This is a genomic window from Microbacterium sp., from assembly GCF_031178525.1.
Lineage (GTDB): Bacteria > Actinomycetota > Actinomycetes > Actinomycetales > Microbacteriaceae > Microbacterium.
Map to the genome: position 1 here is coordinate 1 of NZ_JAPSJA010000046.1, position 14,533 is coordinate 14,533.

Genomic DNA, 14,533 nt, shown 5'->3' on the forward strand with positions numbered 1-14,533 from the left:
TCGTCGGCTCGTCGGCGATGATCACGGCCGGATCGAGCGCGAGCGCCTGCGCGATCACGATGCGCTGCTTCTGGCCGCCCGAGAACTGGTGAGGGTAGTCGTCGACCCGCTTCTCGGGCTCGGGGATTCCGACCCGGTGCAGGATGTCGATGGCCTTCGCACGCGCCTCCTTGCGGGAGATGCTCGTGTGGGCCCGCAGGCCCTCCGCGATCTGCCAGCCCACGGTGTAGACGGGGTTGAGCGCCGTCATGGGCTCCTGGAAGATCATCGCGGCCTCGGTGCCGCGCAGCTCGCGCAGGCGCTTGGGCGGCAGCGGCACGACGTCGGTGCCGTTCAGCAGCACGGCGCCGTCCAGGCGAGCCGTCTCGGGCAGCAGACCCAGGATGCTGCGGGCCGTGACGGTCTTGCCCGACCCGGACTCGCCGACGACGGCGAGCACTTCGCCCGGGCGCACGTCGAGGTCGATGCCCTTCACGGCCGCGACGTCACCGCCGTCCGTCGCGAACGTGATCCGCAGATCCCGGATCTCGACCGCATGCTCCTGTGCAGCGGGACGTGTCATCACTCCACCTCTCCGAGGTCCTGTCGCGCGATGGGCTTGGTCGCGGCCGCCGCGTCCGCGGGCGTGGCCGCGGCGGCGCGCCGGCGGGTGCGCAGGCGCGGGTCGGCCAGGTCGTTCAGGCTCTCGCCGACCAGCGTGATGCCGAGCACGATCAGCACGATCGCCGCGCCGGGGAAGACCGAGGTCCACCAGATGCCGCTCGTGACGTCGGCGATCGACCGGTTCAGGTCATAGCCCCACTCGGCGGCCTGCGTCGGCTCGATGCCGAAGCCGAGGAAGCCGAGGCCCGCGAGCGTGAGGATCGCCTCCGACGCGTTCAGCGTGAAGATCAGCGGCAGCGTCCGCGTGGCGTTGCGCAGCACGTGACGGAACATCACGCGCGAGGTCGAGGCGCCGATCACCTGCGCCGACTCGACGAACGCCTCGGCCTTGATCCGGATCGTCTCGGCGCGGATCACGCGGAAGTACTGCGGGATGAAGACCACCGTGATCGAGATCGCGGCCGCGATGATGCCGCCCCACAGGTCCGACTGCCCGCCGGAGATGACGATCGCCGCCACGATCGCGAGCAGCAGCGTCGGGAACGCGAAGATCGCGTCCGCGATCACCACGAGCACCCGGTCGAGCCAGCCGCCGAAGTAGCCGGACACGAGCCCGAGCAGGATGCCGAGGAAGATCGACAGCGCCACCGCGATCACGATCACCATGAGCGCCGTCTGGGTGCCCCAGATGACGCGCGAGAGCACGTCGAATCCGCCGACCGTCGTGCCGAGCAGGTGCTCGGCGCTCGGCGGCTGCTGGGAGCCGAACCGCTCGCCGTCGACCGACAGCTGCGCGAAGCCGTACGGTGCGATGACCGGGGCGAGGATCGCCGTGAGCACGAACACGCCGCAGATCACCAGACCCGCGGTGAGCATGCCGCGCTGCAGGCCGACCGACTGGCGGTACTGGTGGACGACGGGCAGGCGCAGCAGGATCGCGCGCAGGCGCGAGGTGGTTGCCGGGGCCATGTCAGTACCTCACCCTCGGGTCGATGAGCGCCGCGATGATGTCGACGACGAAGTTCGTGACGGCGACGATGACGGCCAGCAGGGCGACGATGCCCTGCACGGCGACGAAGTCGCGCGCGCCCAGGTAGTGGGCGAGCTGGAAGCCCAGGCCCTGCCACTCGAACGTGGTCTCGGTCAGCACGGCGCCGCCGAGCAGCATCGCGATCTGCATTCCGATGACCGTCACGATGGGGATCAGTGCGGGCTTGTACGCGTGCTTGCGCACGAGACGAGGCTCCGACACGCCTCGCGAGCGCGCCGCGTCGACGTACGGCATCGACAGCGTGCCGATCACATTCGTGCGGACCAGGCGCAGGAACACGCCGGCCGTCAGCAGGCCCAGCGCGAGTCCCGGCAGCAGCGCGTGAGACAGCACGTCGCCGATCGCGCTCGGATTGCCGGCGCGGATCGCGTCAAGCAGGTAGATGCCGGTGGGGGAATCGATCCGGCCCAGGCTGATCTCCACCCGGGGAGAGGCACGTCCGGAGGTGGGAAGCACTCCGAGCCACACCGAGAAGACGAGCTTCAGCAGCAGGCCCGCGAAGAACACGGGGGTGGCGTAGCAGAGGATCGCGAACACGCGCAGAACGGCGTCGCCCCAGCGGTCGCGCACCGCGGCGGCGACCATGCCGAGCGGGATGCCGACGAGGAACGCGATGATCAGCGCGTAGAAGGCGAGCTCGAGCGTCGCGCCGCCGTAGCGCAGCAGGACGTCCGACACCCGCTGGTTGTCGGTGATCGTCGTGCCGAAGTCGCCCGTGAAGATCTGGCCGAGGTACTCGAGGTACTGCACGATCAGCGGCCGGTCGTAGCCGGCGGCGTGGATGCGCTCGGCGAGCTGATCGGCGGGCAGGCGCCCGCCGAGGGCGGCGGTGAGCGGATCGCCCGTCAGCCGCATGAAGAGGAACACCGTCGTCACCAGGATGAACACGGTGGGGAAGATCAGCAGGAAGCGGATCAGGATGTAGCGTCCCAGCGATCCGCCGGCTCGCGCGCGGCGCGTCGCTCCGGCGGAGGCCGGCGCGGCGGCCGGGTCGGCCGTCGTCGTATCGGTCACGGATGGGTCCTCACGGTTCGGGTCTCGTCAGTCCACGGAAAGGGGCGGCCTCGCGTGAGGCCGCCCCTTCTCTTCGTGTCAGCGCGTCAGCGGTGCGAAGCGCAGCTTGAACGAGGCGTCGAGGACGACGCCGTCGATGTCGGCCGAGCTGACGAGCGTCTGGGCGCCCTGCAGCAGCGGCACGGTCGAGAGGTCCTCGGCGACCTGCGCCTGGATCTCCTCGATCAGTCCGGTGCGCTCGTCCGCGTCGGGCGTGACGGCCTGCTGCAGGATCAGCTCGTCGACCTCGGGGTTCGAGTAGTGGTTGCCGAGGAAGTTCTCGGTCTGGAAGAACGGCGACAGGTAGTTGTCGGCGTCCGAGTAGTCCGGGAACCAGCCGAGCTGGTACGCGGGGTACACGTCGGCGGTGCGGTCCTCCGAGTACTGCACCCACTCGGTCGACTTCAGGTCGACGTCGAACAGGCCGTCGGCCTCGAGCTGCTCCTCGACCATCGCGTACTCGTCACCCGAGTTCGGTCCGTAGTGGTCCGGGCTGTACTGCAGGCTCAGCGCGACGGGCGTCTCGACGCCGGCGGCCTCGAGCAGCTCGGCGGCCTTCGCGGCGTCCGGGCCGCCATCGCCGTCGCCGTACAGGTCCTTCAGGACCTCGGTGGCGCCGGCGAAGCCCTCGGGCACGTACGAGTACAGCGGCGTGTAGGTGCCGTTGTAGACCTGCTCGCTGATCGCCTCGCGGTCGACGAGCGACGCGACGGCCTGACGCACGGCGAGCGCCTTGGCCTCGTCGGCCTCCGGCGTCTCGGCGCCGTACGGCTGCGTGTTGAAGTTGAACACGATGTAGCGGATCTCGCCGCCGGGGCCCTCGTGCACCGTCAGGTTCTCGTCGCCGGCGAGGTCCTCGATGTCGGTCGGGGCGAGGCTGCGGTGGGCCACGTCGACGTCGCCCTGCTGCACGGCGAGCTTGAGGTTCGACGACTCCGAGTAGTAGTTCAGGATGATGCCGTCGTTGGCTGCGGCGTCGAGCAGGCCCTGGTAGTCGGCGTACGGCGTGAACTCGACCGTCTCGTTGAACTGCCACGACGTGATCGTGTACGGACCCGCGAAGGCGTTCGCGTCGACGATCTCCTGGTCCGGCGTAATCTCCGTTGCGGAGAAGACGTCCTCGTCCACGATGGCGCCGGGGAAGCTCGTCAGGATGAACGGGAAGACCTGGTCGTTCTCCGTCTTCAGGTTGAACACGACGGTCGTCTCGTCGGGCGTCTCGACCGACTCGAGGTTGTAGAGCAGCGACGAGGCGCCGTTCGGGTCGGCGATCGCGATGTTGCGGTCGAACGAGAACTTCACGTCGCTCGACGTGAGGTCGTTGCCGTTCGCCCACTTCAGGCCCTCGGGCAGCGTCACGGTGTACTGCGTCGGCGAGGTGAACTCGGCCGTCTCGGCGAGATCCGGCACGACCTCGGTGCTGTTGTAGTCGGTGTTGACGAGGTACGGGAACACCTGCGTCTGCACCGCGAGGGAGCCGTTGTCGTACGAACCGGCCGGGTCGAGCGTCGTGACCTTGTCGGTGGTGCCGACCAGGATCAGGTTGTCGCCGCCGGCGGCGCCGCCGTCGCCGCCGTCTCCGCTGCCGCCGGCCGCGCAGCCGGCGAGGGCCAGCGCCGCGACGGCGGGGACCGCGACGACGAGGGCGCGTGAGCGCTTCGACTTACTGAGGGAAGCCATGGTTGTGCCTCTTTCTGGATTGCGGATCGCGGCACCGCTCGAGGCGCCGAAGCACGGCGGGCGATGCGCGATCGGGAGTGCGCCGGTGGGGAGGCGCATGATTCGTGATCCTCGCACACGCGTGACGGTGTGACGAATGCCACGCCTCGCGTTGAGCGATCTGTTTACACAAGCGCAATCTCACGAGGCGATGTGTCCGGCTCCGCCGGTCCTTCGCGGGGCGTCGTCTAGAGTCGCGAGGTGATCGCGAGGCAGGAGGCGGGCCGTCCGCGCGCCGTCGCGCGAAGGCGCGCTTCCGTGGCCGCGACGGGGGTGCTCGTGGTGGCTGCCGGTCTTGCCACGCACCTGCTCGCGCCGGACGGACTCCTGTCCGATGCCGCAGGCGACGCGCTGTACGCCGTCCTCGTCTACCTCGGGGGCGTGTTCCTCGCCCCGCGCGCGGGGGCATGGCGGGTGGCGGTCGGAGCGTACGCGTGGTGCGCGCTCGTCTAGGTGCTTCAGCTCACCGGGCTGCCGGCGTCCTGGGCGGCGTCTTTCCCGCCCGTGGTGCTCGTGTTCGGCACGGCGTTCGCGCCGCAGGATCTGCTGTTCTATGCGGCGGGGGTCGCCGCGGCCTGGGCGATCGATTCCGCCGCGCGCCGCTCGGTATGAGCTTCCGGCGCCCAGGCGTCGAGGATCCGCCGCCGCAGCGCGTTGCCGCGCTCGGCGAGCGCTCGCTGACGCCGCACGTACTCCGCCTTGCCCTCTGGCGTCTCGATCCGCACGGCGGTGAACCCCCAGTCGGCGAGTTCGTACGGCGCCGCCTCCATGTCGAGCCGGCGGATGTCGCGCGCCAGTTCGAATGCGTCGAGCAGCAGCTCCCCGGGCACGAGCGGGCCGAGCTTGACGGCCCACTTGTACACGTCCATGCCGGCGTGCAGACACCCGGGCTGATCGAGCGCCGGCTGCGTGTCACGCGTCGGGGCGTGCAGGTTGCGCGGCACGGCGTCGGGCGTGAAGAAGCGGAACGCGTCGTAGTGCGTGCACTTCAGGTCGTGCGTCTCGACGACGGCGTCCGTGCCGTCCTGTCCGAGCCGCAGGGGCACGGGGTGGCGGTGGTCGCCCTGTCGGTAGACCATTGCCCACTCGTGCAGCCCGAAGCAGTCGAACCTGCCCGGCCGGGCGGCGGTGCGCCGCAGCATGATCTCGATGAGCCGGGCGAGACCGCCCTTCTCGCGTGCGAACGCGGCGCCGTCCACCACGACCGCCGCGGCATCCGATCCGGTCGCGTACCAGCGCCATGCGAGGCGCTCCGTCGCATCGGCGAGTTCGACCCGCGGTCCGGGGTGCCAGCGGCGCAGCGTCGCCGGCTTGTACGAGTAGTAGGTGAACAGGAAGTCCCACACGGGATGCTTCTCGCCGCGCGCGGCTCGCGCGCGGTGCTCGGCCGTCAGCGACTCGGCGCGGTGCGCGTGCGCCTGCTCGCGGGCGCGCCATTCTCCCCGCGGCAGGCGTGTGAGCGGCAGGGCGGCCGGCGGGTGGACGGCGAGCACGGGCATGTCAGCGGGTGAGGACGGCCTGCATGGCGCGCGAGAGGTACCAGGGGTCGACGACCGCGGTCAGCTCCCGCGCGGAGTGCATCGACAGGATCGGCACGCCGACGTCGACCGTGCGGATGCCCAGCCGTGTGGCCGTGATGGGACCGATGGTCGAGCCGCACGGCACGGCGTTGTTCGACACGAACTCCTGCGTGGGCACCTCGGCCGCAGCGCACGCGGCGTTCCACGCGGCAGCGCCGTGGGCGTCGGTCGCGTAGCGCTGGTTGGCGTTGATCTTGAGGATCGGACCGCCGCCGGCCACCGGCTTGTTGACGGGATCATGGCGCTCGGGGTAGTTGGGGTGCACCGCGTGACCCACGTCGCTCGAGACGTGCAGGGATGACGCGAACGCCTGCGCACGTTCGGCGTCTCCCGCGCCCAGCGCGCCGGAGATGCGCAGCAGAACGTCCTCGAGGAAGGGGCCCGCGGCACCCGAGCGGGACTGGCTGCCGATCTCCTCGTGGTCGAACGACGCGAAGACGGCGATGGATCCCTGCGGTGTGGCGTTCAGCTGCGCGACGAGACCCGCGTGGGTGGAGAGCAGGTTGTCGAGGCGGCCCGACGCGAACAGCTCCTGGCCGTGCCCGAAGGCCCGCGGCTCCTGCGTGTCGGCGACGACGATGTCGAACCCGCCGATCTCGGACGCGTCGATGCCCGCACGCGCCGCGAGCGTGTGCAGGATGTCGGCGCTCTCGGGATCGCCGAGGCCCCACACGGGCTGCGTGTGGCGCTGCTTGTCGAGGGCAAGGCCGTCGTTGACGCCGCGATCGAGGTGGATCGCGAGCTGCGGGATGCGCAGCAGCGAGCCGGTGCGCACGAGGTGCTCCTCGCCCGCGAGCGTCACGACGCGGCCGGCGAGCTCGAGCTCGCGGTCGAGCCAGGAGTTCAGCAGCGGTCCGCCGTACACCTCCAGACCGAGCTGCCACCAGCCGCCCGGGCCATGCGTCGTCGGCTTCGGCTTCAGCTTGAATCCGGGCGAATCGGTGTGCGCGCCGACGATCGCGAACGGCGTGGTGGCGCCGGCGTGCTCGGGCAGCGCGAACACGGCGACCGAGCCGTCGCGCACCACCACGTAGCGCCCGCCCGGCGTGATCTCCCACGCCTCCGTCTCGGCGATCCGGGTGTATCCGGCCTCCTCGGCGCGGCGGGCGACCTCGGCGGCCGCGTGGTACGACGACGGCGACGCCGTCACGAACGCGGCGAGGTCCTCGATGTGGGCACGGGCATCATCGGGAACACGTTCGGCGATCATCCCTCCAGTATCCCCTGCGCCGTCGCGCGTCGCCCGGGCTTCAGGACGCCAGCGGTTCGATCAGCGCGGGGGAGTTGTTGCGCACGTTGCCCACATCCTTCGCGACCGGATGGTGCACGAGCGTCTCGGCGACGTAGGGGGCCGCATCCACCGCGGCGTCCAGCACGTCGCGCGGGTAGTCGATCGTCGGGTCCAGCCACGCGTCCGCGTGATCGACGTCGAGGAACACCGGCATGCGGCCGTGGATGGACCCCATCTCGCCGATCGCGTCGCGCGTCAGGATCGTGAAGCTCAGCACCCAGCGGCCGGGATCGTCGTCCGCCTTCGACGGGTCCTTCCACCACTCGTACAGTCCCGCGAACAGCAGCGGCGCGTCGTCCGCGGGGTGGATGAAGTGCGGGATCTTGCCGTCGGCCTGCTGCTGCCACTCGTAGTACCCGGTGGACGGGATGATCGCGCGGCGCTTCTGCAGCGCCTTCTGGAACATCGCCTTCTCCTCGAGCTCCTCCGAGCGCGCGTTGAACGCGCGCGCGCCGATCTTGGTGTCCTTCGCCCACGACGGGATCAGACCCCAGCGTGCGACCTCGAGCCGGCGCGTGGGCGGCTCGGTCTTGGCCGAGTCGAGCACGATCGCCACCGGATCCGTCGGCGCGACGTTGTACGACGGCGGGGGCAGCTCGTCCGCCACGAGATCGACCCGCAGCTCGCCCACCAGCTCGTTCCCCACCTTGGCCACGACGAAGCGTCCGCACATGCCGCCAGGCTATGCCGTACCGCCGACATCTCCGCCCCCTGCGCGGGACGGACGAGGCTCAGCTCTCGGGGTCGAGCAGCCCGACGGCCTCCAGCCGCTCGGCGAGTCCGCTGCCGTCGTCGGCGGCGACCCAGGGGATGGAAGCGCCCGAGTGGTCGTTCACGGCGGTGCGTCCACCGGCGAGGACGGCCTCGGCGGGGGACAGGCGGCGGATCGCGACGCCCGCGACGGACGCCGGATACTCGGCGGTGAACTCCGTGTAGATCGCGTCGTCGTGCTGACCGTCGTCGCCGACCAGCAGCCAGCGGACGTCCGGGAACTCCTCGGCGAGCCTGCGCAGGTTGGTCGCCTTGTGGTCGCGTCCGCTGCGGAACCAGCGGTCGTGGGTGGGTCCCCAGTCGGTCAGCAGCAGCGAGCCGGCGGGATAGAGGTGGCGGCTCAGGAACCTCGTCAGCGTCGGCGCGATGTTCCACGCTCCGGTCGAGAGGTAGATCATCGGCGTCCCGGGCTCCTGACGCGTCAGCCGGCCGAGCAGGACGGCCATGCCCGGCACGGCCTGGCGCGCGTGCTCGTCGAGCACGAACGAGTTCCAGGCGGCGAGCAGCGGGCGGGGCAGGGCGGTCACCATGATGGTGTCGTCGATGTCGCTCACGACGCCGTGGCGCACGTCCGGCCCCACGATCTGCACGAGCGACTCGCCCGGCGCTCCGTTCTCGACGGACATCTGCACGAGCTGCCACCCGGGCTCGAGGTGGGCCTCGATGCGCGCGTCGATCACCCCGCCGCGATCCGCCACCACCTCGTGGGTCTCGTCGCCGATCGTGATGGTGACCGAGGCGTAGCCGACCGGGATGCCGAGGAAGCTGCGCCAGCCGCGCACGCTCGCGAGCTCGCCGCTCTTGGTGCGCTTCGTGGGCGGCACGATCAGCACCCGTCCCAGCACGCGCACCCAGCCGTCACCGCCGTAGCCGGGGAACACCAGCACGGTGGGCTTGCGGCCGCGCCGGCGGGCGCGGCGTTCGCGCCATGCGTGCACGCGACGCTCGATGCGGGCGATCCAGTGGATCCGGTCACGGGGGGCGGTGGAGGACATCCCGACCAGTCTTCCACGACCCCGGCGCGCCGCCTCGGTCGGAAGCGCCGGTACCCGGCGGTCAGTCCTCGAAGTGGCGCCGCTCCAGGCGCGCGATGACCTTCTTCGCGACGAAAACACCCACGACGAGCAGCAGGATCGCTCCCACGAAGATGTAACCGGCCCAATGCGCGCTGTCCGAGAGTCTGCGGTAGGAATGGGCGGCGCCGGCGGCGACCGAGACGTAGAGCGTCGCCCAGATCACGCACGCCGGGAACGTCCAGGCGATGAACCGCCGATACGTGTAGGTGCTCATGCCCACCGTGAGAGGGACGAGCGAGTGCAGCACGGGGAGGAAGCGGGAGAGGAAGATCGCGGGTCCGCCGCGGCGCTGCACGTAGCGCTCGGCGCGCTGCCAGTTGCGCTCGCCGATCCTGCGGCCCACCCACGATGTCCGGATGTGCGGACCCAGCCAGCGTCCCAGCGCGAATCCGATGGACTCGCCCGCGAGTGAGCCCACGATGACGACGGCGGCGAGGATCACCCCCTCGACCGGCGACCTGACACCCGTAGCGGCGACGATCACGACCGTGTCGCCGGGGACGATGACGCCGACGAGGACGCTCGTCTCGAGCATGATCGCCAGGCCCGCGAGCGCCGTCCGCAGTACAGGATCGACGGACTCGACGATGTCGAGCAGCCACCGGAGTGCGTCATCCACGCGACGAGCATAGGCGTGCGCGCCGAGCGGTACCCTGGAATCTCGCACCGACGCGCCCGTTCGGCGCGCTCTCGATCGATTGGCTGTCCCACCCGTGTCGCAGATCTCCTCCGCTCCCGCTGCCGCGCCCGCCGAGGGCGCGTTCGACGTCCACGCCCTGCAGGCGAAGTGGCAGGCGTACTGGGAGCAGCATGGGACGTTCCTCGCGGGCGGCGACGACGACACCCGGCCGCGCAAGTACGTGCTGGCGATGTTCCCGTACCCCTCGGGCGACCTGCACATGGGCCATGCGGAGAACTACCTCTACAGCGACATCGTGGCGCGCTTCTGGCGTCATCGCGGGTACAACGTGCTGCACCCGATCGGCTGGGACTCCTTCGGTCTGCCGGCCGAGAACGCGGCGATCCAGCGCGGCGCCGACCCGCGCGCGTGGACGTACGACAACATCGCGCAGCAGCGCACGAGCCTGAAGGCGTACGGCGTCTCGTTCGACTGGAGCCGCGTGCTGCACACGAGCGACGACGACTACTACCGCTGGAACCAGTGGCTGTTCCAGCAGCTGCACGAGCGCGGCCTGGCGTACCGCAAGGAGAGCCCGGTCAACTGGTGCCCGAACGACCAGACCGTGCTGGCGAACGAGCAGGTCGTCGACGGCGCGTGCGAGCGCTGCGGCTACACCGTGGTCAAGAAGAAGCTGACGCAGTGGTACTTCAAGATCACCGACTACGCCGACAGGCTGCTGGACGACCTGAACCAGCTCGAGGGCTTCTGGCCGCACAAGGTGCTGCAGATGCAGCGCAACTGGATCGGCCGCTCGGTCGGAGCCGACATCGACTTCGAGATCGAGGGCCGCGCCGAGAAGATCTCGGTGTTCTCGACCCGGCCCGACACGCTGCACGGCGCCACCTTCATGGTCGTGGCGCCCGACAGCGACCTGGCCGCAGAGCTGGTGGCCGACGCTTCGCCGGAGGCCCGCATGCGCTTCCAGGACTACCTGGAGCAGACGCAGAAGCAGACCGACATCGAGCGCCAGTCCGCCGATCGCCCCAAGACGGGTGTGTTCCTGGAGCGCTACGCGATCAACCCGGTGAACGGCGAGCGCCTGCCGATCTGGGCGGCCGACTATGTCCTCGCCGACTACGGCCACGGGGCCGTCATGGCCGTGCCCGCGCATGATCAGCGCGATCTCGACTTCGCACGCGCGTTCGATCTGCCGGTGCGCGTCGTGGTCGACACCACCGCGCCGATCACGGGCGCCATCCCGGTCATCGAGGTCGACGAGGACGGCGTGCCGATCGACCCGCAGCTGAACGAGCTGAACCCGCGGGCGACGGGTGAGGCGCTCACGGGCGATGGCCGGATGATCAACTCCGGATCGCTCGACGGCCTGTCCAAGCGCAACGCGATCGCGCGCGTGATCGAGCAGCTCGAGGCCGACGGCACGGGGCGAGCCGCCAAGCAGTACCGTCTGCGCGACTGGCTCATCTCGCGCCAGCGGTTCTGGGGCACGCCGATCCCGATGATCCACACCGAGGACGGCGAGATCGTTCCGGTTCCCGCCGACCAGCTCCCCGTGCGTCTGCCCGACGCGGCGGGACTCGACCTGAAGCCCAAGGGCTCGTCGCCGCTGGGCGCCGCGAGCGGCTGGGTGGAGACGACGGATCCGCGCACGGGCGAGCCGGCGCTGCGCGACCCCGACACGATGGACACGTTCGTCGACAGCTCCTGGTACTTCCTGCGCTTCCTGTCGCCCGGCAACGCCGACAAGCCGTTCGAGCCCAAGGATGCCCTGCGGTGGGCGCCCGTCGACTCGTACATCGGCGGCGTCGAGCACGCCATCCTGCACCTGCTCTATGCGCGCTTCATCACGAAGGTGCTGTTCGACATGAATCTCGTCGACTTCACCGAGCCGTTCTCGAGCCTGATCAACCAGGGCATGGTCATCCTGGACGGCGCGAAGATGTCGAAGTCCAAGGGCAATCTCGTGCTGTTCCAGGAAGAGCTCGAGCGCCACGGGGCGGATGCGCTGCGCGTCGCGCTGGCGTTCGCGGGTCCGGTGGAGGACGACAAGGACTGGAAGGACGTCTCGACCACCGGTGCGCAGAAGTTCCTCGCGCGCGCTCTGCGCCTGGCGCAGGAGGTCTCCAGCGAGAAGGACGTCGTGTGGGCCGAGGGCGACGCGGCGCTGCGCCGCGTGACGCACCGCCTGCTGGCCGATGCGCCCGTGCTGATCGAGCAGACGAAGTTCAACGTCGTCGTCGCGCGTCTGATGGAACTGGTGAACGCCACCCGCAAGGCCGTCGACGGCGCCGCAGGCCCGGCGGACGCGGCCGTGCGGGAGGCGGTCGAGGCGACCGCGCTCATCCTGGACCTCTTCGCGCCCCACACGGCCGAGGAGATGTGGCAGATCCTGGGCTACGAAGCATCCATCGGCCTCGCGACATGGCGCAGCGCCGACCCCGCGCTGCTGGTCGAGGAGTCCGTCACGGCGGTCGTGCAGATCGACGGCAAGGTGCGTGCGACGCTCGAGGTGCCGGCGAAGGTCGACACCGAGACGCTCGAGCGGCTTGCGCGCGGGGACGAGCGCGTGATCCGCGCCCTCGGCGGGCGCGAGATCGTGCGTGCGATCGTGCGTGCGCCGAAGGTCGTCAGCTTCTCGACGAAGTAGAGGTCCCGGGCGCGGGTGACGAGCTCGTGCGCTCTTCGTGGGTCGTGAGCGCGACCGCGACCGCGTCTCGCAGGTCACCGGTTCCCGCGACGGCCTCGCGCTGTGTGCGGGCGCCGGTGCCGCGCGCGAGGATGGCGGCCAGGGCGCTGTCCACCGCTGCGCGCTCCTCGTCGTCCGCGAACCCGTCGTGGATGTGGCTTCGGAACGCCCGCACGACATCGGCGGCGGTCTGCAGCGACCCCGAATGCGGGTGCACCAGGTGGTCGTCGAGCCCGAAGCGGCTCGCGCGCCACGACGCCAGCTGCAGCAGGGTCGTGGGCGTGGCGTCGACAGGCCTGGCCGCCGCGGCCGCGTCGGCCGCCACGTTGACCAGCGCTCGCACCATCACGGCCAGCGCGGCGGCGTCCTCGGCGCGGAGGCAGACATCGGCGATCCGGATCTCGACGGTCGGGAGGTGGTGGGAGAGGCGTGCGTCGAAATAGACCATTCCCGGATCGAGGAGCACGCCGGTGTCGAGCATCCGGGCGAGGTGCTCGGCGTAGGCGTCTGCCGAGCCGAAGACGTCGTACGGTCCCGAGGTCGGCCAACGGCTGTACGCCTGATAGCGGTAGCTCGCGAAGCCGCTGTCCTCGCCCTGGTAGAAGGGCGAGTTCGCGCTGAGCGCCAGCAGAACGGGCAGCCACGGCCGGATCCGGTCGAGCACGGCGACCCCCTCCTCGCGGGAATCGACGCCGACGTGCACGTGGAAGCCGCACGTGAGCTGCTCCCGCATCGTCCGCCCGAACCGCTTGCGCATGGCGTCGTACCGCTCGTCCGCGACGGTATGGGTGTCGCACACGGCCGGCGCGGTGGCAAGCGGAACGGCCCGCGCTCCCACCGCTCTGGCGGCCGCATCCGCGGCACGGCGTCCGCTCACGATCGACGAGCGCAGCTGCGCCAGCGTCCTGAGCGGCGGACCGACCACCTCGATCTGCTCGAGTTTGGCCTCCCACGCCATGATGCTGCCGCCCTCCTTCTCGGCCTCCGCCTGGCGTCGCATCACCGCGTCGGCGGCTGGCGTGGGAAGGAGGGACGCGGCGTCGACGAGGAGCAGCTCCTCCTCGACCCCGACCGTCCGGATCCGACGCGACCGTGTGACGCCCACGGCGCCACGGGCGACCGCGATCGCGCTCACGACAGCTCCGCGACATCGACGCGGGACAGCTCGTCCCAGAGCCGGGCGATCGACGCGGCGCCCCGCGTCAGCATGCCGATGTCGACGCTCTCGTCGCTGGCATGCCAGTGATCCTCGGGCAGCCCCGTTCCCAGGAACAGGATCGGTGCGTCGAGCATCCTCACCAGCAGATCCGCGGGACCCCCGCCCGCATTGCCGATGCGGGAGACCTCGGACCGTCCGAACCCGGTTGCGAGTGACCGCTCGAGCGCGTAGAAGGCCGCGCCGCGCGGCGTCGTGTACGGGTCCTGGCCGGTCTCGGGCGACGCCTCCAGCGTGTACGTCACGGACGCAGGCACCACGGTCGCGATGAAGTCCCGCAGCTGCTGCGCGACGACCTCCACCCGCTGGTTCGGCACCGTCCGGATGCTGAGCATCGCCTGCGCGACGGCGGGGATGACGGATCGCGAGCTGTCCGGATCGCCGGCGAGCAGGGTGAGGACCTCGAGGGAGGGCCGCGCCCACAGCCGCTCGAGGACCGAGTGCCCGTCCTCGCCCGTGATGCTCCGGCTCTCCGTGCGGGCGATCCATGTCTCCTCGTCGAACGGGACCGCCGCCAGCTCCGCCGCACGCTCGGCGCCGAGCGGCGCGACGTCGTCGTAGAACCCCGGCAGCGCGATGCGCCCGTCCGCGTCCTGCAGCGCGGTGATCACGTGCGCGAGCACGTGGGCGGGGTTCGGGGCGGAGCCCGATGCCGTCCCGCTGTGCACGTCCCGCAGCGGGCCCTCGATCTGCAGCGACGCGTTCACGATGCCGCGCATAGATGTCACGACTCCCGGGTCGTCCGTCGTCCACTGCACGGTGTCCGAGAACACGATCACGTCGCACGCGAACTGCTCGCGGTGGTCCCGCAGGAACTGCTCGAGGTGCGGGGAGCCGGTCTCCTCCT

At 70.5% G+C, this 14,533-nt stretch carries 13 protein-coding genes; 2 read left to right on the plus strand and 11 right to left on the minus strand.

The window, feature by feature from the left end; translation table 11 throughout:
* From RIF89_RS05055 to RIF89_RS05070, 4 genes are all read right to left on the minus strand, one after another.
* Window positions 1-562, minus strand: a 562-nt coding sequence (locus RIF89_RS05055; RefSeq protein WP_309068051.1) for an ABC transporter ATP-binding protein, incomplete at its 3' end; no start/stop codon positions are given.
* Window positions 562-1,572 carry an ABC transporter permease gene (locus RIF89_RS05060; protein ID WP_309068052.1) on the minus strand — a complete coding sequence of 337 codons (1,011 nt, stop codon included), beginning with the start codon at window positions 1,570-1,572 and terminating at the stop codon, window positions 562-564. The genes RIF89_RS05055 and RIF89_RS05060, both read right to left, overlap by 1 nt.
* 1 nt (window position 1,573) lies before the next feature.
* Entirely contained in the window at window positions 1,574-2,668 is a 1,095-nt protein-coding gene (locus RIF89_RS05065; protein ID WP_375294430.1) for an ABC transporter permease, read from the minus strand.
* Between the two features lie 78 nt (window positions 2,669-2,746).
* On the minus strand, window positions 2,747-4,387 hold the full coding sequence (locus RIF89_RS05070) for an ABC transporter substrate-binding protein (RefSeq protein WP_309068053.1): 1,641 nt from the start codon (window positions 4,385-4,387) through the stop codon (window positions 2,747-2,749).
* A gap of 297 nt (window positions 4,388-4,684) precedes the next feature.
* On the opposite strand from RIF89_RS05070, the gene RIF89_RS05075 reads away from it, so the two are divergent.
* Window positions 4,685-4,879, plus strand: a complete 195-nt coding sequence (locus RIF89_RS05075; protein ID WP_309068054.1) for a hypothetical protein — start codon at window positions 4,685-4,687, stop codon at window positions 4,877-4,879.
* Window positions 4,880-4,977: 98 nt separating this feature from the next.
* Here the strand turns inward: RIF89_RS05075 and RIF89_RS05080 are convergent, their stop codons facing one another.
* From RIF89_RS05080 to RIF89_RS05100, 5 genes are all read right to left on the minus strand, one after another.
* Window positions 4,978-5,925, minus strand: a complete 948-nt coding sequence (locus RIF89_RS05080) for a 3-methyladenine DNA glycosylase (RefSeq protein WP_309068055.1) — start codon at window positions 5,923-5,925, stop codon at window positions 4,978-4,980.
* Between the two features lies 1 nt (window position 5,926).
* Window positions 5,927-7,216: a M18 family aminopeptidase gene (locus RIF89_RS05085; RefSeq protein WP_309068056.1), complete on the minus strand. Its 1,290-nt coding sequence runs from the start codon at window positions 7,214-7,216 to the stop codon at window positions 5,927-5,929.
* Window positions 7,217-7,256: 40 nt separating this feature from the next.
* Window positions 7,257-7,970, minus strand: a complete 714-nt coding sequence (locus RIF89_RS05090; protein ID WP_309068057.1) for an SOS response-associated peptidase — start codon at window positions 7,968-7,970, stop codon at window positions 7,257-7,259.
* A gap of 58 nt (window positions 7,971-8,028) precedes the next feature.
* The gene (locus RIF89_RS05095; RefSeq protein WP_309068058.1) at window positions 8,029-9,063 is read right to left on the minus strand and encodes a phosphatase domain-containing protein; all 1,035 of its coding nucleotides are present in this window, start codon (window positions 9,061-9,063) and stop codon (window positions 8,029-8,031) included.
* Window positions 9,064-9,124: 61 nt separating this feature from the next.
* Window positions 9,125-9,763, minus strand: coding sequence for a DedA family protein (locus RIF89_RS05100; RefSeq protein WP_309068059.1), 639 nt, complete (start codon window positions 9,761-9,763; stop codon window positions 9,125-9,127).
* 79 nt (window positions 9,764-9,842) lie between these two features.
* Between RIF89_RS05100 and leuS the strand changes: the two genes are divergently transcribed.
* Window positions 9,843-12,431, plus strand: a complete 2,589-nt coding sequence (gene leuS, locus RIF89_RS05105) for a leucine--tRNA ligase (protein WP_375294431.1) — start codon at window positions 9,843-9,845, stop codon at window positions 12,429-12,431.
* On the opposite strand, the gene RIF89_RS05110 is transcribed toward leuS, so the two are convergent.
* Window positions 12,412-13,605, minus strand: a complete 1,194-nt coding sequence (locus tag RIF89_RS05110; RefSeq protein WP_309068060.1) for a glutamate--cysteine ligase — start codon at window positions 13,603-13,605, stop codon at window positions 12,412-12,414. The two genes, leuS and RIF89_RS05110, sit on opposite strands and share 20 nt — an antisense overlap.
* Window positions 13,602-14,533: peptidase dimerization domain-containing protein (locus RIF89_RS05115; RefSeq protein ID WP_309068061.1), on the minus strand; the 932-nt coding region annotated here is incomplete at its 5' end. The genes RIF89_RS05115 and RIF89_RS05110, both read right to left, overlap by 4 nt.